Here is a 20276-nt window from a genome sequence, read left to right as displayed (position 1 = left end):
GTTTTAAGGCCTGAGAACGATCATTGTTTAATTACCGATAAAATCGGCTTACCTTCTATGGTTGGGAGGCTGAAGCATTCATTAAGCTGCAGCTAACCCCAAAAAATCAATAATCGGGGAAAAATAGTGTTCAAAGCTAACAAAACTGTGGTTTCCGCCAGATTCTACCGTTTGCCGACAGGAAGTGTAGTACGTGACCGCCCTACGGTAGTCAAGAACTTCATCTCCGGTTTGTTGCAGTAACCAAAGTAAATCCGGCGCTTCCAGCGGTTCGATATGCATAACCTTGAGATCGTAAATATGCCGTGACTCTATCACATATTGCTGCCCGGTGTAGGGATTCTCGTGATTTCCTACAAAGTCCTGAAGCCACTCAAAAGGTTTAACCGCGGGATTAACCAGTACGGCCGGTAGCATGAAACATTGGGATAACCAGGTGGCATAATACCCACCTAATGATGAACCGACAATCCCAAAAGGCTCTCCGGCTCTGTCCAACACGATCCTCTCAAGCAGTTCAGCCGCATCCGACGGATAAGGCGGAATCTGAGGGATCAACATCTCAATATGGGGATGATGTTCAGCAAGCCATTGCTTAAAATTGACGGCCTTAGCGGACTGAGGTGAACTGTTGAATCCATGGACATAGAGCAACGCTGTCATCAGTAACCATCCGAGTTCATGTCAGGTCTAAATGTATCACCGTCAAGGCGACACACCGTAGTTTCAATTGAACCATCAGAATAAAGGTCGAGGTACCGCCAGCCGGGCGCTAAATCATCAATAGTAAAGTTAGTACAGTGTGGCTTAAATTGCACACAGGTAGAGGGTGAAGCCAACACGCGCCGGCCGTTCCAGTCAAGATTGAGATCCTGATGAATATGGCCACATATTAGCGTGTTTGCTTTTGGGTGTTTATTCAGAACTTCTGCCAGCACATGGCCATTGCGCAAACTATGTTGATCGAGCCATGTACAGCCGGACGGTAGCGGATGGTGATGCAATAAAATTAATGCATGGCGATCGGGATACTGGCTAAGAGAGCGATCCAGCCAATCGAGTTGATATTCACTTAGCTCACCGTAGGGGGCGCCCAGCACCTGACTATCTAGCAGAATAAGAAACCAATCATCGCCCAGCAATACCTGCTTAGACGGTAGGATATCTGCAGCAGCCATCGCATCAACCATGGCCGGTTGGAAATCGTGATTGCCCGGAAGCCAAACGCAAGGTGCCTTAAGCGTTGCAATACCTGTGGCAAAGCAATTGTAAGCAGCAAGCGTGTGATCCTGAGCTAAATCACCCGTCGCAACGATCAAATCGTAATCATGCCCTTGTTCAGCAATCGCGTTCAGTACGGCCTGAAAGCTCTTTTGGGTATTAATCCCTAGGAGGGTTTCATCTGCACCAGCAAACAGGTGGGTATCAGTAATCTGTAAAACTCTCGCTTTGGACCCACGAGCCAAGGGGAGTTGAAAAAGGCTTTCCAAGAGGTTTCCTTCAAAAGGCTAAATTTAGTAAGCTCCTGCTTTCTAAGTGTTTAATACGCCGGAACAGACATCGTTCCTTTCATAAGACAAAACCGCAACCAATCGGCTAAAAACTGATTAATCTGATGCTTCTCATCACGTTGGTGTAACTTTTTATTAGGATAATCATAACGTGCTTTAAATCTAAAGATCTGTTGACTGGAACACACTTCTGCAACGAGCGCATCATGATAAAGCCGCACGTTTAGCGTCGGCATACTCCAGTAGCTGACTTTTGGAAATATCTGTTGAATCGAAACCAGCGAAGTATAGCGGGTGGACTCTTTCGTTTCTATCCGATACGTAGCGCTAGCCACTTCAAATTCAACCCGGCTTCCGACCTCATCTTCACGCGGAATCAACCGACGCAGCTGCGCATAGTTAATTTCGGTTAAGCGCATCATCGCAGGGAAATCAGGAACGTATCGTTTCATATTATCCTTGTTATTTCAGCAGGTGGCGGCATTGATACCCGCTGATTATTATCGAGATGCTTAATCCGGTCACTGTCATTATTTATACTTCAATCTCAAATATGAAACTATTATGACGGAAGTCATACCGGTAAATAAACAATCAATTGGGTCAATGCGTTTATTTAATCAACCAATTGATTAACTCAAAGATGCTCATAGGTCAACTCACAGTAAAATCCTTTCATATCACTGCCGCCGCTAATTAGCCGATAAACGATTAAGTTATCATCCGCTCTACGGGTATAGAAAGTGAAATAGGAGTACTGCATAAAGGCAACAAAAGATAAGAAATGGTTTTTAATATCATGAAGATTGGAATTTTTTAATATCAGGTCAATATAATATTTACTCTCGTTTATCTCAACGCTGAACTCAATAACGTCATCGCAGGATCGCAGGAAATGCTGGATCTCCGAGTCAATTCCCGGTTCAGTAATTAGTTCGATACTACTAATAATATTCTCGACTATTTTATTCGCCACACCCGATATCCTTTAATCAGAAACCATATTTTATGATGCCATGTAAGCACAATTGCCCAGACCACCATATTAGAAATACTCTTTTAATATTAGCAGGATCCGGACAATTGAAAAGTAATGAACGGGTGATTATGCGTTCCACTCGTGGCGTAATGACTGGTAGTGCAACTGTAGCCACTGAATCGCGATAATTGAAGCCGCATTATCAATCAGGCCCTCTTCAACCCATTGATAGGCTTGCTCACGGCTGACAACGTGTACGCGAATATCTTCATTTTCTTCAGCTAAACCGTGAATGCCTTTTGCTGTCGATGAGTCAACCTCCCCCACCATCACAGACAGTCGTTCACTGGTGCCACCCGGGCTTGCCAAATAGCTAACAACCGGTTTACACCGGCCAACCTTAATATCAGCTTCTTCTTGCGCCTCACGACGCACAACTTGCTCGATATTTTCACCCGGTTCAACCATTCCGGCCACTAATTCAAGGAGCCATGGCGTTTTGCTGGTTTCAAGTGCCGCAATGCGAATTTGTTCGATCAATACCACCTTATCCCGCTGCGCATCATAAGGTAATAAAACCCCTGCATGGCCTCTTTCAAAGATCTCCCGTACCACTTCACCGCTCATATCACCGTTAAACAGACGATGTCTGAAACGATATTGATTAAGACGAAAGAACCCTTTGTAAAGAGATTGTTGTGAGATCATTTCTACATCCTTTTTGCCAAGCGTAATCGGCGACGATGTGCATAAGGTCATTATTTATTTCTCTATTTAGTCGATAAATTATTCTATAACGCTTATCTTGATTGGGTATATACGTTCTGTTCAACAGATAATCGTGAAAACTGGGTAAATTTTATGTAAATAATGCCAATATGGCACATAAAGCTATCTTTATTATCAAGGATACTCTGGTAGAATCCGCGACTATATTTACTATTTCACAGTAACAATTAAGCAAAACGACATGATTGCTGTACAACAAGGATCGCCCATGAAAAAACTGCTTCCTCTGATTATTGGTCTTAGCCTAGGCGGCCTCAGCACGTTGACCTATGCTGAAAACTTAATGCAAGTATATCAACAGGCTAAAAGCAATAACCCAGACTTGCGTAAGGTAGCGGCTGACCGTGATTCTGCATTCGAGAAAATCAGTGAATCTCGTGGCGCTCTGCTTCCTCAACTAGGGCTAAATGCAGGCTATACGCTTAATCGCGGCTATCGTGATAACAGCAACTCTCAGAATGACGTTTCTACTGGAAGTTTGCAGCTCAGCCAGACTATTTTTGATATGTCGCTATGGCGTCAGCTCAACATCACCGAGAAACAGGCCGGCGTTCAGGACGTTGCCTATCAGGCACAACAGCAAACCTTAATTTTGAATACCGCTACCGCTTACTTTAACGTACTGCGTACGCTGGACGTTTTATCTTCGGTTGAAGCTCAGAAAGATTCTATTTATCGTCAGTTAGACCAAACCCGTCAGCGCTTTGATGTGGGTTTAGTTGCCATTACCGACGTGCAAAATGCTCAGGCTCAGTATGACCTGACGCTGGCCAACGAAGTCACGGCCCGCAACAACTTAGAAAACAACATTGAACTTTTACGTCAGATTTCAGGCATGTTCTACCCGGAGCTTAGCTCTCTGGATACCAACCGCTTTAAAACTCAGCTCCCCGGCGATGTCAACGGTTTGCTAAAGCAGGCTGAAAATCGCAACTTAAACCTGTTAACCGCGCGTTTGGCTTTGGATCTCTCTAAAGAGCAGATCAAGTTACAGCAAACGGGTTATATGCCAGTGGTATCATTAACCGCGTCAACCGGACTGACCCATACCGACCCTCGCAGTAGCTATACTAGCTATAGTAATAACTTAGACAATACCACCACGGGTAATACTCAAGCAGGTATAATGCTGACCTTCCCGCTGTTCAGCGGCGGGCGAACCAACTCAAGCGTTCAGCAGGCACAGTATAACTATGTGGGTTCCAGTGAATCCCTAGAATCTGCCCATCGTTCAGTCATTCAGATCGTGCGTTCTTCCTACAATAACGTATCGGCCTCAATCAGCTCGGTGAGCGCCTATAAACAAAGCGTTGTCTCAGCAGAAAGCTCATTAGAAGCCACTCAGGCTGGCTATGAAGTGGGTACCCGTACGATTGTTGACGTGCTGAATGCAACTACCACACTGTATAACGCAAAGCAGCAGCTATCTAACGCTCGCTACGATTACCTGATTAATCAGTTAAACATCAAGTATGCGCTGGGTACGTTGAATGAAAACGATCTGATGGCGCTAAACGGCTCACTGGGTAAACCGATAGAGACGATTCCTGCGATCAAGTAAAACGCTCAGTTTTACCGAAAATTAGTCAGATATAAACGCTTCTGGCTCACTAACCAGAGGCGTTTATATTTACATGTAGATTCATATGCAGAAAGTCAGAATCTAAACCAAGATTCAGAGCACATTTTTCTTATCGGCTACGCCGATTCTCACCGCAAAAGGCATCTTTGCTTTAACTTCAGCATGCTTTCCCTTATCCTAGCCGTAGCGTATTTAAAAGGATTTTCCCTATTCTGCCTCAGTCGGATTAACTATCAGCGATAGTAATAAATCTCCGGCAAAGCAGCGTATGAATCCAATATTTAACACTAGGGCAGATTAACCATGAAGCGCACTAAAAATATCAACCGAGACTCATTTCGTAAAGCATTTCGAACTTACCGTATGGCTCCGGTCGCCATCGCCGTTAGTGCGGTATTTATGCTATCCGGCTGTGAGCAGGCTGACGAAACCGTGTCTTTGTTCCAGAATGCTGATGAATGCAAGCAAAGCAACCCGTCAATGGGTGAACAGTGCGCCATTGCTTACAATAAGGCTCAGGAAGAAGCGGTGAAAACCGCACCAAAATATGCCACTCAGGAAGAGTGCGCAGCCGAATTTGGTGAATCCCAGTGTACACCAGTCACGCCAGATCAAGCCGGGATGTCGGCACAGCCGCAGCAAAGCGGCAGCATGTGGATGCCACTGATGGCCGGTTATATGATGGGCCGGATGATGAGCGGCGGATACGGGCAATCCCCCCTGTTTACCTCTAAGGCCGCAGGTAGCCCGGCAAACGGTCGCTTTGTTGATGCTACCGGCCGTAACTATGGTGCATCGACTACCGGTCGTTCGATAAAGGTAGATAAAGCGGCATTAGCGCCCAAGCCAGCAACCACCACAACGGTTACTCGCGGTGGCTTTGGTGACTCGGTTAATAAGCAAAATGCAGCGCAGAGCACCAGCAGTAGTAACAAGCGTTCATCATCAACCGGCAATAGCCGTTCATTCGGCGGTTAAGGCTAAGGTTTAATGATTCGTCAATCCATCACCGAGCGCCCTAACTGGCGCGACGTTGCAACAGAGTACGGTTTTAAGTTTCATACTATGTATGGCGAGCCGTACTGGTGTGAAGACGCCTATTACCAGTTCACGCTGGCACAGGTTGAAGAGCTAGAAAATACAACCGCTGAAATTCACCAGATGTGCCTGCAGGTTGTTGACAGAGTGGCCAACAGCGAAGCACTGCTGGCTAAGTTTCACATCCCTAAACACTGCTGGGAGTTCGTACAAAACTCGTGGAAAACGCAGCAACCTTCGCTCTACTCCCGTCTGGACTTAGTCTACGACGGAAAAGGACCCGCGAAGCTGTTAGAAAACAATGCAGATACGCCCACCTCGTTGTATGAAACCGCCTTTTTCCAGTGGATGTGGCTAGAGGATCAAATCAATGCAGGTAATCTGCCTCAGAACGCTGACCAGTTTAATAGCCTTCAGGACAAGCTGATCGAACGCTTTGCTGAATTCAAAAATCTGCACGGTTTTAGCCTGCTGCACTTTGCCTGCTGCCAGGATACCGATGAAGATCGCGGTACCGTACAATATCTGCAAGACTGCGCGAATGAGGCGGGCTTAGCCAATGAGTTCCTGTTTATCGAAAATATTGGCCTTGGCGAAAAAGGACAGTTTACCGATATGCAAGATCGAACGATCGGCAATCTGTTTAAGCTTTATCCTTGGGAATTTATGTTCCGTGAGATCTTCTCAACCAAGCTCACCGATGCCGGCGTTCGTTGGTTAGAGCCTGCGTGGAAGAGCATCATTTCCAATAAGGCGCTGCTGCCGTTGCTGTGGGAAATGTATCCAAACCACCCTAATTTGCTGCCCGCTTACTTTGCCGGTGAGCCTCACGATTTAACCCACTATGTCACCAAGCCGCTATTCTCCCGGGAAGGGGCTAATATCCAGATTACTGAGAATGGTCAGGAAGTGTGTAAAGTCGACGGGCCTTACGGTGAAGAAGGGATGATTATTCAGCAATTCCAGCCAATGCCTCGCTTTAACGACAGCTATACCCTGATCGGCAGTTGGTTAGTGGACGATCGGCCTGCCGGTATCGGCCTACGTGAGGATCATAGCCTAATCACGCAGGACCTCTCCCGCTATTATCCCCATATTATTCTGGATTAACTGTTAGCCAAACGGCCCTGAATCCTCAGGGCCGTTTCATATAGACTTGCATTAATAGCTTATCCAACCTGAACCGACATCATACTCAACGACGCCATTTCAATCCCGTCAACGATAACGCTGATAGGCTCTTCACCGCTCCATGCGCCTAATATATATAACAGGGGTAAATAATGTTCAGGCGTAGGAGAGGCCAATTTAGCATCCGGGCGTTGCATAAAGTTAACCAACGGATGCTGCTCGCCGCGATAGGCCAGATTGTCTCGAACAAACGTATTGAAGGATTCAGCCCAATCATAAGGTTCGTCGCCACCCTGCCATTTCACCATGCGTAAATTGTGCACCACGTTACCGCTGGCAACGATCATCACGCCTTCACTGCGCAGAGCGGCTAATTCTTTACCTAACTGATAGTGATATTCAGGTTCCTGCGTTGCATCAATGCTCAACTGTACAACGGGAATATCGGCGTCAGGATACATTTTAATTAGCACGCCCCAGGAACCGTGATCTAAACCCCACTCGGAAGTATCGGAATGCACCGCGACAGGCTCTAACAGCTGCTGCACTCTCGCGGCTAAAGACGGAGAACCCGGAGCCGGATACCGTGTATCAAACAACGCCTGTGGGAAACCGCCAAAGTCATGAATAGTTTTTGGCTGCGCCATCGCCGTTACCGCCGTTCCTCTGGTATACCAATGGGCAGAAATAGCCAGTATCGCCGTTGGCCGCGGTAAGCGCTTACCCAAATCCCGCCATGTTTGAGTATAAATGTTGTCATCTAACACATTCATCGGGCTACCGTGTCCTAAAAACAGCGCGGGCATTAAGTTGCTGGTCATGATGATTCCTCTGTTAACTTACGCACTTTCCTCTGAACCCAGACAATTGGCTATAATGAGTAGGCTGGGCAATATTGAGTGCGCTCTATTTCATCTATCTTACTCTCCAGTATAGAGTCTGATAGACAATAGCTCTGACTGAGATAATCAAATTAGTTGAATTTTAAAAGATATATAGCCCCTATTAGTTAAATTGTTATTAACGTATTTGCTCTTGGCTATTAGTTTGCTACCATCGGTAATGATAACTATTATCAATTGAGAGGTTTTATGTCTGTTCCTTTAATTCTTACGTTACTTGCCGGGGCTTCAACCTTTATTGGTGCCTTTTTAGGAATTATTGGTCAAAAGCCATCAAATCGCTTACTGGCATTTGCCCTTGGTTTTGCCGCCGGTATCATGCTGTTAATTTCCCTCATGGAAATGCTACCGGCAGCGCTGAATACTAAAGGTATGTCACCGATGTTAGGCTACGGCATGTTTATTATCGGCCTACTTGGATACTTCCTTTTGGACCGGATGCTGCCACATCAGCATGCCCATGACTTAATGCCCGTAGAAAGAAAATCTTCGCGCAACCTAAAACGCACGGCGATCCTGTTAACGCTGGGTATCAGCTTGCATAACTTCCCTGAAGGTATCGCAACCTTTGTTACGGCCAGCACTAACTGGGAATTGGGGATGGGCATTGCCCTTGCGGTTGCGATTCACAACATTCCGGAAGGTCTAGCCGTGGCCGGGCCGGTGTATGCTGCGACGGGCTCAAAAAGCACAGCGTTGCTATGGGCGGGTTTATCAGGCACGGCTGAAATAGTCGGCGGGCTGTTTGCTTTCTGCCTGTTGGGGCCAGATGTGTCACCGGTGATTATGGCCGCTATTATGGCCGCCGTAGCCGGGATTATGGTTGCCCTATCGGTAGATGAACTGATGCCGCTGGCCAAAGAGATTGACCCCAATAATAATCCTAGCTATGGCATTCTGTGCGGGATGTCGGTGATGGGGCTGAGCCTAACGCTTTTGCAGTTCTGGACCGTGTAACGTATTAAAATACATAAAAAAAAGAAGCTGCCGTGGCAGCTTCTTTTTTATGTAAAGCACTAGCTATTAGCTGGCTTTCTTCGCCTGTTGCTCAATATAAGCGACCAGATCTTCGATAGTCACAACCGGCATATTTTTCTGTTTAGCAAACTCAATCACCTGTGGAGCATTAGCCATGCTGCCATCGTCATTGGTCAGTTCACACAGAACGCCGACCGGTTTAAACCCGGCAAGAGTAACGAGATCGATGGTAGCCTCAGTATGACCACGGCGCGTTAATACACCGCCCGGGCGGGCGCACAGTGGAAATACGTGGCCAGGGCTATGCAAGCTGCTAGGCGATGCACCGTCAGCCGCCGCGGCACGAATAGTGGTTATCCGGTCGGTGGCAGAAACGCCGGTCGTCACCCCATCAGCCGCTTCAATACTGACGGTAAAAGCGGTCTGATAGCGGCTTGAGTTGGCCGGAACCATCATTGGAAGCGCCAGCCGTTCGCGAAGTTGCTCATTGATGCACAGGCAAACGATGCCGCTACCGTGACGGATGGTCAGTGCCATCTGTTCTACCGTCATTGTTTCGGCGGCAAAAATCATGTCACCTTCATTTTCACGGTTTTCATCATCTAGCACCATTACGCCACGACCGTTACGGAGGGCATTAAGTGCAAGTTCTACACGCTCGATAGGCGTGCCAAATTCGGAAAGTAGAGTCTGATTCATGGTAAAAATAACCTCGTAAATAATGTGGATTACCAGAATCAGGGCAGCTTAGGAGTAGGCGAAACGCCTAAATAACGTGAGGCGGACGAATGCCCGGCCCGTTATCGTTACTCTCTCCCATCCGGACTATAACCGTCGGCCCCGGAATTACACCGGGTCTGCTGACCTTGAACTTAGGCTAAGCTAAGTTAAGCGCTCGCGGGCTTCCATTTAGCATGTAGGCTTTATGGTTTACCGCCGGTGGGGACTTGCACCCCGCCCTGAGAATAAGCCTGAATACTATAACCCTAATTATTATGGGCTTCAATCGTTGCGAAAAATTCTTCATCAAAACAGAGACTCAGCAATCAAGGGTTTATACTCAGGCAAACAGACAGTAAACTAAAGGCAAGTATTACATTCAGACGCCATCAACCATCAAAGGTAGACTAATGATCGATCCGAAAAAAATTGAACAAATAGCCCGGCAAGTCCATGAGTCAATGCCTAAAGGCATCCGTGAGCTGGGTGATGAAGTCGAGAAGAAGATCCGTCAGGGCCTTCAAAATCAACTAGCTAAACTTGACGTTGTCAGCCGGGAAGAGTTTGATATTCAAACTCAGGTACTCTTGAGAACCCGTGAAAAGCTGACCTCGCTTGAAAAACGCTTGGCAGAGCTTGAAGCTAAAGGCCAAACCCAAGAAGACTAAATTGTCTGCAATCCATCACAAATATAACGGGGCAGGAACCGATAAAGGAACCTGCCCCGCTGATATTTAAAAACAGTAGATTTAAAAGCAGAGGTTAATCAGCCAGAAGCACGTTGTTTTTTCTTCTTGGCAAAACCAGCCACAGTACAAAAAACATGGCAAGTGCATACAGCGTTTTCCAACCAATCATTACCAACAGTAGCAAACACAAGCCGCTGCCGATAAACGCCATAGCCCGTGAGCGCCCTTTCAGTAACCGGCAGCCAGACAGCATGCACAGCAAATAAATAAACACAAAAATACCGTTGGCGTACACAATCAGTACATCAAGGGACAGCGCCAAATACTCGGCGGCCAGCGAAGAAACCAGACAGCACAGCAATACCAGCGTCAGAGCGTTTAGCGGTGAATACGAACGAGAAAGCCGGGCCACCCAAGCGTTCGGTTTATGCTCATGGGCCTGTGACCATACCAGCCGGGCAAAGCTCTGAGTATAGATATTCATACTGGCAAAACAGGCCAAATAGCCAATAATGCAGGCAACCCACAGCGCCTTAGAGCCAAATAGTTGAACCACTATCGCCGGTAGTGATGCCGCAGCCGCCATGTCGCCACCGTAAGAATGAAAAGCCAATACGGCAACGGTACAGCCCCAATAAACGCCACCCGCCAGCAACAAACCAATTAACAATGCGCGGGGGAAATCTCGTGCAGGATGACGGAACTCTGCGGCTAAATGTGCAAACGCTTCCAGCCCAACAAAGCACCAAAACATCACCGCCAGCGTATTAAACATCGGCCCAGCAGAGAGCGCCTGATAAGACGGCCAGTCAATCGAAGACGGCGTAATCCCGCCTTTCCACCAGATAGAGACCACCATCGCCACAATCAAACCCGCAATAACGATCTGAAGATTGGCGCTAGAGCCTGCACTACGCATGCCTAACAGCCAGATAACCAGAAGGGTACCCAGTTGAACCAGCTGTAACCCCAATGAATCCAGACCAAAAGCGGCCTGCCAGAACCCCGATGCGATTTGCAATGCTGCAGGTAAACCAACCGGGATCACCGACAAAAACAGCCATCCGGTCACTCTGGCCATGTGAGGGCCAAACGCCAAACTAACAAAGTGCGCAGCACCACCGGCATTGGGGAAATGACGCCCCAGCGAAGCAAAAGCAATGGCAATAGGAAAAACTAACGCGATTAATAGCGGCCATGCCCACAGGCTGCTCTGCCCGGCAATCATTGCCGCCAACGCGGGAACGGCAAACACTCCGGTGCCTAATAGCGACGTTGAGAGCAGCCCAATCCCTTGCGTTAACCCGATATCCTGTTTAAGTCCGCTCATGCCTCCGGCCGGTTAGCCGCGCTCCTTGATGGTTTTAATAATATTGCTGGTTGAACAACCATCTTCAAAATTCAGCACCTGCACGTCACCGCCCGCAGCCCACACTTCTTTACTACCGGCGATATCTTTCGGCTGGTAATCTCCGCCTTTCACCAATAAGTCTGGCAGTACGTCGGCAATAAGGCGCTGAGGCGTGTCTTCTTCAAAAGCAACAACCCAGTCAACGGATTCCAGAGCAGATAGCACAATCATGCGCTGAGCCAACGGATTAACCGGACGAGTTTCACCCTTCAAACGGCGGGTTGAAGCATCACTGTTCACCGCGACAATCAGCCGATCCCCCAGTTTGCGGGCATTGGCCAGATAAGAAACGTGGCCAGCATGAAGAATGTCAAAGCAGCCGTTGGTCATCACCACTTTTTCACCGCGCTGGCGGGCGTTGGTGACCGCTTGTTTCAACTGAGCTTCATCCATAACGCCGAAGCCGGTATCGGCTCTACCACGGATTGCATTTTCTAACTCGATAGGCGATACGGTCGATGTCCCGATTTTACCCACCACAACGCCGGCGGCCGCATTGGCTAAGAAACAGGCTTCTTCCAACGATAAACCCGACGCTAAACAGGCAGACAGCACGCCGATAACCGTATCTCCCGCGCCGGTTACGTCAAACACTTCCTGCGCCTGCGTTGGCATATGGAAAGGTTTTTTACCCGGCTGGAGCAGCGTCATTCCGTTCTCTGAGCGGGTTATCAACAGTGCGCTGAACTCAAATTCTTCAATCAGTTTCATACCGCGCTTAATCAGCTCGTCATCGTTTTTACAGTGACCCACCACGGCTTCAAATTCAGATAAATTTGGCGTTAACAATGTGGCCCCACGATAGCGCTCAAAATCAGAGCCTTTAGGATCGATCAGTACAGGAACCTTTGCTTCACGAGCAGCGTTAATCAATTGCTGAATTGACGATAACGCTCCTTTTGCATAATCTGATAAGACTAACGCACCTAATTGCGGTAATGCCTGTTGAACGCGATCAAGGATTAATTGAGAGTCAACGCCCTCAAAACCTTCTTCGAAATCAAGGCGTAACAACTGTTGATTGCGAGATAGAACCCTGAGTTTGGTAATAGTTGGATGCGTGGCAGACGTCACGAAATCACATTTGACGTTCACCTCCGCAAGTTTTGTGTTTAATACTCGGGCTGCGTCATCCATACCGGTTAACCCAACCAGTCTGGAAGCCCCCCCAAGAGAAGCAATGTTCATTGCCACGTTCGCCGCTCCGCCCGGGCGATCCTCAACGGTATTAACCTTAACGATCGGAACCGGCGCTTCAGGTGATATACGACTGGCTGGCCCATGCCAATAGCGGTCTAACATGACGTCACCCACTACCATAACTCTGGCGCGGCTGAAATCGGGTAACATTACTTTCATCCCATACTCCATCAAACGAGAACAGCATATATTGTGCCGTAGTTTATCATAACCGTTACTTAAAATAGGCATGCGTTAAAACACCATTACACACATTATAAGGTTTTACTGAATACACTTTTTATGGCAAAGAATCATATACAACCAGAGTTTACCCGAGAGCTTTTACATCCACGCTATTGGCTGGTGTGGTTTGGAATCGGTGTGCTCTATCTGTTAGTTTTATTACCCTATCCTTGGTTTACTCGCCTAGGCCGATGGCTTGGTCGTCGGGCCATGAGCGTGATGACCCGCAGAAAAAGGATCACCCGGCGTAACATCGAACTCTGTTTTCCAGATATGACCGAACAGCAACATGTTGAATGGATGGTTAAGAATTTCGAAGGAACCGGTCAGGCCATTTTTGAAACCGGCATGGCATGGTTTTGGCCAGAGTGGCGAATTAAGAAATGGTGCAAAATTCAGGGCATAGAAAACCTGATGCTAAGCATTGAAGAGCCGCGCGGCATGTTAGTTATCGGCATCCACTTTTTAACGCTGGAACTGGGTGCCCGAATTATCGGTACCGTCAGGCCCGGCGTTGGCGTTTATCGCCCGCATGATAATAAGCTGATGGACTGGCTGCAAACCTGGGGCCGTCTGCGTTCCAACAAGTACATGATCGTTCGAGGCGACGTCAAAGGCATGATCCGTAGCCTGAAACAGGGTGAACTGATCTGGTATGCTCCCGACCATGATTACGGCCCTCGCAACAGCGTTTTCGCCCCGTTCTTTGCCGTTGAAAAAGCGGCTACAACCATTGGCACCAGCATCTTAGTGCGGGCTGCTGACCCTCTGTTGATACCCTTTATCCCGATGAGAAATGAAGATAACTCAGGCTATACGCTGATCGTTAAGCCCCCACTGGAAGGATTTCCGGTTGATAATGAAGTCACTGCGGCGACGTTTATGAATAAGGCCATTGAACAACAAATCTTATTAGCGCCAAATCAATATATGTGGCTTCACCGTCGGTTTAAAACCCGCCCTGAGGGTGAAGCCTCACTGTATAACTAGCAAAAACGACTTTATTGGCCGTCGCCTAATCGATAAACGCTTAGGCGACGGCAGATTATTTATGATTTTTCTGCATCACAGCCGTAAGCATAAGCCCGCAGTACATCCTGAATTTTATCGATAACTAAGCTCATAGGATCCGCACTGCACCGTTTGGTTAATATCCGCTGAAACTGCTGTGGAAAATACTGGCTTAGCATGCCTAAAGGAATGGTCACCTCTTTCAAATTTTCCATCAGCCGGGTTACTGCTGCGTTAATTCGTTCCTGAGGCCAGTAATAGCGCATGCGGTCAGACAAACTAAAGTGAATATCTATCATCGATTTAGAGTGAACCTGATGGTAGTATTTTTTCCAGTATTCTGGCTGGTCCTGCATTACCGTATCGATAACATCAATAACGCGACTCTGCTTTTCAGCAATCACCAACTCCTTTTCTATCATTGATAGCCCAAATATTGCTTCTCTAAGCGCAAAAGTCAGCGCCGGGCCAACTTTCAAAATAGCAAAATGATCTCGAACCAATTGGCTAAAAGCGTCGGCGGTCTGATAGTCCGTTGAATGGGCTTCATACACTAAATCCGTTTGCTCAATAAATTCAGACAGCGCACGGGCCTTCTCCGGCTGATAATGGATGACATTAGAATGGTCAAACTCGACGCCCGGCTGAACCACCATCGCTATAACCCGAGACAATGCGCTGTCTAACCCTTTAGCCCGGAACGCGGCTTCATGAGTCACGATGGTTTGATGGGCATCCTGCGGCAGCGTAACGTGAACAGAGCCAATCTCATGCGACTCACCGCCGGGAACCGGAACTTCTGTGCCAATCACATAGCTAAGCAGGCTTTTCTGCTCGTCTGTTGCCACCCGTTCCGCCACTGCGCAAAGCCGGGCAGCCCGTTCAGCAACGGTCGACGGGGCAAGTGGAACCGGGTCGCCTTTGCAGGGCATCGATGCATCCAGATGAATTTTAGTAAACCCGGCCTTCACATATTCAGCAATCAGCACCTCTGACTTACTCATCGCCTGTTCCGCGCTTTCATCTTGCCAGCAATTAGGCCCTAGATGATCGCCACCTAAAATAAGCCGTGAACGAGGGAATCCAACCTTTTCAGCAATGGCATACACAAACTCACGGAAATCTATCGGTTTCATTCCGGTATATCCGCCAAACTGATTAACCTGATTGGAGGTAGCTTCTATTAACACTTTTTTATTGCTATCTAAGTCAAAGCGTAATGCAGCTTCAATCACTATCGGATGGGCTGAACATACTGAACAAATGCCCACGTTTTTCCCTTGCTTATGTTCGGCAATAATTGATTTCATGTTATATACCTGTCCGTTTTAGCTAAACTATTTCTAATGACTTATCTGAATAAAAAAATAAACGGCCCCGCTTGCTTTAATAACAAGAGGATGTAGGCATATATTTAATTCAGATAAACCGGATAATAATTAATGCTGTTTAATTAACTCAATGCGTTTTCTCCACCTCAGGATGAATATATTCATTAACAAATAAACGTATTTCATCCATGGTTGACGTTCCTTCCATTGGCCCTTTTTTAGTCACAGACAAAGCACCACAAACGTTGGCATAGGTCAGAGCATCAGTAACAGAGAACCCTAGGTTTCTACAGGCAATATAGGCGCCACCAAAGCAGTCTCCGGCGCCGGTAGGATCGACCTCTTCAACCCGATAAGACTCTACGTGTTGCTCTTCGTTAGCTGAATAATAGCTCGCGCCTTTGCTACCCCGTTTAACCACAATCTCTTTAATACCGAGAGAAAGGTAATGGGCGATAGCTTTCTGCGGATTTTTAGCGTCACAGAGCAGCATAATTTCGCCTTCGCTTGGCATATAGATATCCGTCAGTTCCAGCATGTAATGCAGAGCTTCCGACATTTCAGGTATGCCCAACATCTCTTTACGAATATTGGGGTCGAAAGAGACGGTGCCGCCGTTGGCCTTAACAATGTCAACGGCCTTTTTCACGGCATCCACCATATGAAAAGAAAATAGCGATGATCCCATTACGTGGAAGTGCCCACAGTTGGCCAATAGTTCAGGCTCTACATGGCTAGAAGATAATTTACCGCAGGCGGCATTTTTTATATTAAAAATAAAATCCCGATCGCCGTTAAGATGATAAGTAACGAATGCGCTACCGGTGGTCTCTTCAGGCAACACTTTTATACCGCTGATATCGACGCCATCCTGTGCTAAACGCTCAATGTTGATCTGACCAAATCCGTCATTGCCAACGCAGCTGATAATGCCCGATTTACAGCCCAGTTTAGTCACCTGATCGATGAAAATGGCCGGTGCACCGCTGGGGAACGGCCCTCGCCAAATCCCGGACTGATTAAACTTCTGCCCTATTTTATCGGACATGATTTCAACTAATATTTCACCAATCGTATAAATACTTTTCATTCATATTCTCCAGACAGTGCTATCCGCGTTTCTTTTTATTTCTGACGTCAACGTATACGGCAATTAAAATAACCAGCCCTTTAACAATTAGCTGATAGAAATAAGGCACGTTCATTAAATTCATACCGTTATTAATGACACCGATAGTCAATGCGCCAATCATGGTGCCAATCACGGTACCGTATCCGCCGTTCAGGCTTGTTCCGCCCAAAACCACCGAGGCTATGGCGTCTAGCTCATAGCTGATGGCTGCATTTGGCTGACCTGAATACAGTCTGGAAGCTAATATCAACCCGCTTATTCCCGCCATCATCGCGGTAATAACAAAGACTTTTACTTTCAGAACCGAAACGTTAATGCCGGAATAAATTGCCGCTTCTTTATTACCGCCGGCAATATAGATTTTTCGTCCAAAGGTGGTTTTAGACAAAATGAAGTGATTAACCACTAATAGAATCAGCAGGATCCAGATTGGATAAGGCACGGATAAAAGTTCACCGTTACCGATTTCTAAAAATCCCGGATTGTCGATCATAATTGGCGTACCGTCGGTAACGATATAGGCAATTCCACGGAAAATACCCATAGTCGCAACGGTCACAATAAAGGAAGGAATGCCTGCCAGAGCAGTCAGACTACCATTAACCATCCCAAGCACCATGGAAGCCAAAATGGCCAGCGGCAGAACTAATGGCAGTGGAATTCCAAAAGAGAGGCCCAATGCCGATAATGTGCCGACTAAGGCAATGGCAGAACCAACGGAAAGATCGATATCCCCTAGCAATAAAACGTAGGTCATACCGAACGCCGTAATGGCAATAATCGATACCTGCAAGACAATATTGGTTAAATTGTTAGTACTGAAGAAATTATCATTGAGACAGCTGAATAAAACGATCAGCGCAATCAATCCACCGGTAATACCGCCATAACGCTTAAACACCTGAACCAAACGCTGTTTACCAGAAATCTCATAATCATCGTACTGGGGTAGCGTATTTTCACTCATTTAATTTACTCCTGTTGCTGCGGCCATCACATCAGACTGAGTCAGCCCGATAGCTGAAAACTCACGCACAATTCTTTTATTTCTCATCACAATTAAGCGATCGCTAAGGGCCATAACTTCCGGAAGCTCTGACGAAATCAGAATAATTGCCGTGCCGGTGGCAGAGAGGTCGCGGATAACGTTGTAGATTTCAAACTTGGCTCCAACGTCTACCCCACGGGTTGGTTCATCCAGAATCAGAATCGTAGGGATCTTCTCTAACCACTTAGACAGAACTATTTTTTGTTGATTACCGCCACTCAGGCTGCTGACTAACTGATGAGGATCGTTAACCTTGATATTCATCCGCCGGATAGCGCTGCAGGTTTTAGCGTATTCTTCTTTATATTTAATCAGGCCGGAAGAGGTAGAGAAAAACTGGAAAGAGATATGACTGATATTGCTATTCACATCATGCATCAGGACCAGTCCTTCCTCCTTGCGGTTCTCGGTAACAAAGGCGATACCCCGATCGATAGCATCTTTAGGCTTTTTAATTTTGACCGGATGACCATTAATCAAAATGTCCCCTTGATATTCCACCAGACCAAACAGCGCTCGCATAATGTCAGAGCGGCCCGAGCCCACCAGGCCGAAAAAGCCCAACACTTCTCCCGGACGCACCGAAAAACTAACGTCATGAAAATAGTGGGAATGGCACAGGTTTTTAACTTCAATCACATCGGGCAAGCTATCGTCAGGCGGATTACTCAGCCTTGGCGGGTAGATATTTTTCATTTCACGCCCGACCATCTGGGCAATCAGGCTATTAATATCGGTCGAATTTTTAGCGTGAGTGGCAATATATTCACCGTCGCGCATAACAGAAATATCGTCAGATACCTGCATAATCTCTTCCATTCGATGAGATATGTAGATAACTGCGCAGCCGCGGGCCTTTAACTTATCAATAATTGCAAACAGGATGCCGGCTTCGTTATCGCTCAGGGAAGAAGTTGGCTCATCCATGATCACCACCTCAGCCGGATAGCTCAGAGCCTTGGCAATTTCCACTAATTGGCGCTGGGCCATCGACATATCGCCAACTAAGGTGTGCGGATCCAGTGGAATAGCTAAATCATTTAGCAACCGGTGACAGTCAGAAACCATCTTTCTGTCGTCAATCAGACCAAAACGGCTGGGTTCATTGTTGGCATAAATATTTTCCGCTACCGTCATATTATTACTCAGGCTTAACTCCTGAAAAATAATGGCAATTCCCATTTTCCGAGATTCTGACGGACTTTTTATCGCCACATGCTGGCCCTGATAAATAATCTCACCGCTGCTGGGCGGAAATATACCAGCCAGTATTTTCATCAGCGTCGATTTGCCCGCTCCATTTTCACCTAATAGCGTATGGACTCGGCCTTTTCTTATTTTTAGGCTGATATTCTTTAATGCTTGTACCGGACCAAATTTTTTAGTGACTGAATTGATCTCAAGAACAATGTCATTCATTACTATCTCCAACGCGGTATTTCAGGCAGCGTATATCCGTCATACGTCAAGGTGCAGATGAGATTATCGCCTTCCTGCACCTTGACATGTTTTGAATATAAGTCAGGCGTATATCGCCCATGCTTATGCCGTTTTATATTGATTATTGTTTGATATAAATACCCGGCGTAACCGGAATAACTTTAGGCACATCTTTATTGCCATTCAGATAATCAACCGCAACATTGATCGCTTCAGAACCCATTTTATCGGGATATTGACGAATAACGGCAACGAAGGTTTTCTCTTTATCTACTGCATTTCGGGCTTCAGGCATGCCGTCAAAGCCGATGATTTTAATATTGTCGTTTTTAGCTGATTTTGCCGCAATCACGGCGGCCAGAGCGGCATCATCACCAAAGCCAAAAATACCGTTTAAATCAGGATTAGCCTGCAGCATGTTTTGCGAAACGGCTAAGGCTTCAGCTCGCGTAATCCCCGTTTGGCTGGCAACAACTTTGACATCGGGCGTATCTTTCAGCCCTTGTTTAAATCCGTTAACCCGATCGACCACTGACTGCAGCGCCGGATATTCAATGATGGCTACTTTGCCCTTACCGTTAAGCAGTTTACCCATTAACTTACCGGCCTCTACGCCGCCGGCAAAGTTATCGGTCGCGACGTGGGAAACTACATCGCCACCCACGGCGGCAACATCAACGGTAATCACCGGGATTCCTGCGCGTTTGGCTTTCATAATTGCAGCCTGAACGCCTTTGGAATCTACCGGTGAAATAATAATCGCGTCGACCTTTTTAGTAATAAAATCTTCAACGTCAGACAACTGTTTATTTAAGTCTTGGTTTGCTATCGCTACGTTTAAAACAACATTGTCCTTTTTAGCTTCGGCTTTCATGGCATCGGCTAATTCAATATAAAAAGGATGCTGCTGGGTTAATAACGATGCCCCTATTTTATATTCTTTGGCGAAGGTCACTGCAGAGAAAAAAGCAACGCCGAGTACCATGGCACTGCGCAGAATACGTAATTTCTTCATGATTAAGCCTCTTATTTTATTATGTAAGATGTAATATCGCTAACCGGTATAGAATGCGTAACTGATTTATTATTAAAACTAATTAAATATTATTCAGGCTCCTCCAATGACTCATTAATTTATCCACGACAAAATTAAATCAGG

20 protein-coding genes and 1 riboswitch are annotated in these 20276 nt (G+C 46.7%); of the genes, 6 read left to right on the top strand and 14 right to left on the bottom strand.

Annotated features, from left to right (window positions below):
- Positions 1–81: 81 nt before the first annotated feature.
- The 5 genes from yqiA to nudF all read right to left on the bottom strand — a co-directional run bounded on the left by yqiA (position 82) and on the right by nudF (position 3249).
- Complete coding sequence (gene yqiA / locus GVI43_RS05000; protein ID WP_159565744.1) at positions 82–663, bottom strand: esterase YqiA; 582 nt, start codon at positions 661–663, stop codon at positions 82–84.
- Positions 663–1490: a 3',5'-cyclic-AMP phosphodiesterase gene (gene cpdA, locus GVI43_RS04995; protein ID WP_159565742.1), complete on the bottom strand. Its 828-nt coding sequence runs from the start codon at positions 1488–1490 to the stop codon at positions 663–665. Before cpdA ends, yqiA begins: the two co-directional genes overlap by 1 nt.
- Positions 1491–1540: 50 nt before the next feature.
- The gene (locus GVI43_RS04990) at positions 1541–1963 is read right to left on the bottom strand and encodes a DUF1249 family protein (protein ID WP_159565740.1); all 423 of its coding nucleotides are present in this window, start codon (positions 1961–1963) and stop codon (positions 1541–1543) included.
- Between the two features lie 185 nt (positions 1964–2148).
- A complete protein-coding gene (locus GVI43_RS04985; protein WP_159565738.1) occupies positions 2149–2487 on the bottom strand; it encodes a hypothetical protein in 339 nt (112 codons plus the stop codon).
- A 129-nt stretch (positions 2488–2616) separates the two neighbouring features.
- On the bottom strand, positions 2617–3249 hold the full coding sequence (gene nudF, locus GVI43_RS04980; RefSeq protein ID WP_159565736.1) for an ADP-ribose diphosphatase: 633 nt from the start codon (positions 3247–3249) through the stop codon (positions 2617–2619).
- A 238-nt stretch (positions 3250–3487) separates the two neighbouring features.
- On the opposite strand from nudF, the gene tolC reads away from it, so the two are divergent.
- From tolC to GVI43_RS04965, 3 genes are all read left to right on the top strand, one after another.
- Positions 3488–4840, top strand: coding sequence for an outer membrane channel protein TolC (gene tolC / locus GVI43_RS04975; protein WP_159565734.1), 1353 nt, complete (start codon positions 3488–3490; stop codon positions 4838–4840).
- A 324-nt stretch (positions 4841–5164) separates the two neighbouring features.
- On the top strand, positions 5165–5839 hold the full coding sequence (locus tag GVI43_RS04970; protein ID WP_159565732.1) for a DUF1190 family protein: 675 nt from the start codon (positions 5165–5167) through the stop codon (positions 5837–5839).
- A 12-nt stretch (positions 5840–5851) separates the two neighbouring features.
- Positions 5852–7009, top strand: coding sequence for a glutathionylspermidine synthase family protein (locus GVI43_RS04965; RefSeq protein WP_159565730.1), 1158 nt, complete (start codon positions 5852–5854; stop codon positions 7007–7009).
- A 59-nt stretch (positions 7010–7068) separates the two neighbouring features.
- Here GVI43_RS04965 and ygiD read toward each other — a convergent pair whose 3' ends face one another.
- Positions 7069–7851 (bottom strand): 4,5-DOPA-extradiol-dioxygenase, encoded by a 783-nt coding sequence (gene ygiD / locus GVI43_RS04960; RefSeq protein WP_159565728.1) that lies wholly within the window; start codon positions 7849–7851, stop codon positions 7069–7071.
- A 270-nt stretch (positions 7852–8121) separates the two neighbouring features.
- Here ygiD and zupT point away from each other — a divergent pair, with 270 nt between their 5' ends.
- A complete protein-coding gene (gene zupT, locus GVI43_RS04955) occupies positions 8122–8889 on the top strand; it encodes a zinc transporter ZupT (RefSeq protein ID WP_159565726.1) in 768 nt (255 codons plus the stop codon).
- A 66-nt stretch (positions 8890–8955) separates the two neighbouring features.
- Here zupT and ribB read toward each other — a convergent pair whose 3' ends face one another.
- On the bottom strand, positions 8956–9609 hold the full coding sequence (gene ribB, locus GVI43_RS04950; RefSeq protein ID WP_159565724.1) for a 3,4-dihydroxy-2-butanone-4-phosphate synthase: 654 nt from the start codon (positions 9607–9609) through the stop codon (positions 8956–8958).
- 105 nt (positions 9610–9714) lie between these two features.
- Positions 9715–9881: riboswitch (FMN riboswitch) on the bottom strand.
- A 159-nt stretch (positions 9882–10040) separates the two neighbouring features.
- On the opposite strand from ribB, the gene ubiK reads away from it, so the two are divergent.
- Positions 10041–10298: a ubiquinone biosynthesis accessory factor UbiK gene (gene ubiK, locus GVI43_RS04945; RefSeq protein ID WP_159565722.1), complete on the top strand. Its 258-nt coding sequence runs from the start codon at positions 10041–10043 to the stop codon at positions 10296–10298.
- A gap of 94 nt (positions 10299–10392) precedes the next feature.
- Here ubiK and yjeH read toward each other — a convergent pair whose 3' ends face one another.
- Both yjeH and hldE read right to left on the bottom strand, forming a co-directional pair.
- A complete protein-coding gene (gene yjeH / locus GVI43_RS04940; RefSeq protein WP_159565720.1) occupies positions 10393–11649 on the bottom strand; it encodes an L-methionine/branched-chain amino acid transporter in 1257 nt (418 codons plus the stop codon).
- Positions 11650–11661: 12 nt separating this feature from the next.
- Positions 11662–13089: a bifunctional D-glycero-beta-D-manno-heptose-7-phosphate kinase/D-glycero-beta-D-manno-heptose 1-phosphate adenylyltransferase HldE gene (gene hldE, locus GVI43_RS04935; RefSeq protein ID WP_159565718.1), complete on the bottom strand. Its 1428-nt coding sequence runs from the start codon at positions 13087–13089 to the stop codon at positions 11662–11664.
- Positions 13090–13212: 123 nt separating this feature from the next.
- Between hldE and lpxL the strand changes: the two genes are divergently transcribed.
- Complete coding sequence (gene lpxL, locus GVI43_RS04930) at positions 13213–14145, top strand: LpxL/LpxP family Kdo(2)-lipid IV(A) lauroyl/palmitoleoyl acyltransferase (RefSeq protein ID WP_159565716.1); 933 nt, start codon at positions 13213–13215, stop codon at positions 14143–14145.
- A gap of 59 nt (positions 14146–14204) precedes the next feature.
- Here lpxL and gatZ read toward each other — a convergent pair whose 3' ends face one another.
- The 5 genes from gatZ to GVI43_RS04905 form a co-directional block, all read right to left on the bottom strand.
- Positions 14205–15476 carry a tagatose-bisphosphate aldolase subunit GatZ gene (gatZ, locus tag GVI43_RS04925; protein ID WP_159565714.1) on the bottom strand — a complete coding sequence of 424 codons (1272 nt, stop codon included), beginning with the start codon at positions 15474–15476 and terminating at the stop codon, positions 14205–14207.
- Positions 15477–15624: 148 nt separating this feature from the next.
- Entirely contained in the window at positions 15625–16587 is a 963-nt protein-coding gene (locus tag GVI43_RS04920) for a tagatose kinase (protein ID WP_159565712.1), read from the bottom strand.
- Between the two features lie 19 nt (positions 16588–16606).
- A complete protein-coding gene (locus tag GVI43_RS04915; RefSeq protein ID WP_159565710.1) occupies positions 16607–17596 on the bottom strand; it encodes an ABC transporter permease in 990 nt (329 codons plus the stop codon).
- Entirely contained in the window at positions 17597–19096 is a 1500-nt protein-coding gene (locus tag GVI43_RS04910; RefSeq protein WP_159565708.1) for a sugar ABC transporter ATP-binding protein, read from the bottom strand. It abuts the gene before it with no gap.
- Positions 19097–19238: 142 nt separating this feature from the next.
- The gene (locus GVI43_RS04905; RefSeq protein ID WP_159565706.1) at positions 19239–20132 is read right to left on the bottom strand and encodes a substrate-binding domain-containing protein; all 894 of its coding nucleotides are present in this window, start codon (positions 20130–20132) and stop codon (positions 19239–19241) included.
- Positions 20133–20276: the final 144 nt, after the last annotated feature.

Source organism: Budvicia diplopodorum, assembly GCF_009800925.1.
Lineage (GTDB): Bacteria > Pseudomonadota > Gammaproteobacteria > Enterobacterales > Enterobacteriaceae > Budvicia > Budvicia diplopodorum.
Note: the sequence above shows the minus strand (reverse complement) of the source record. Positions and strands in the feature narration are given on the sequence as shown.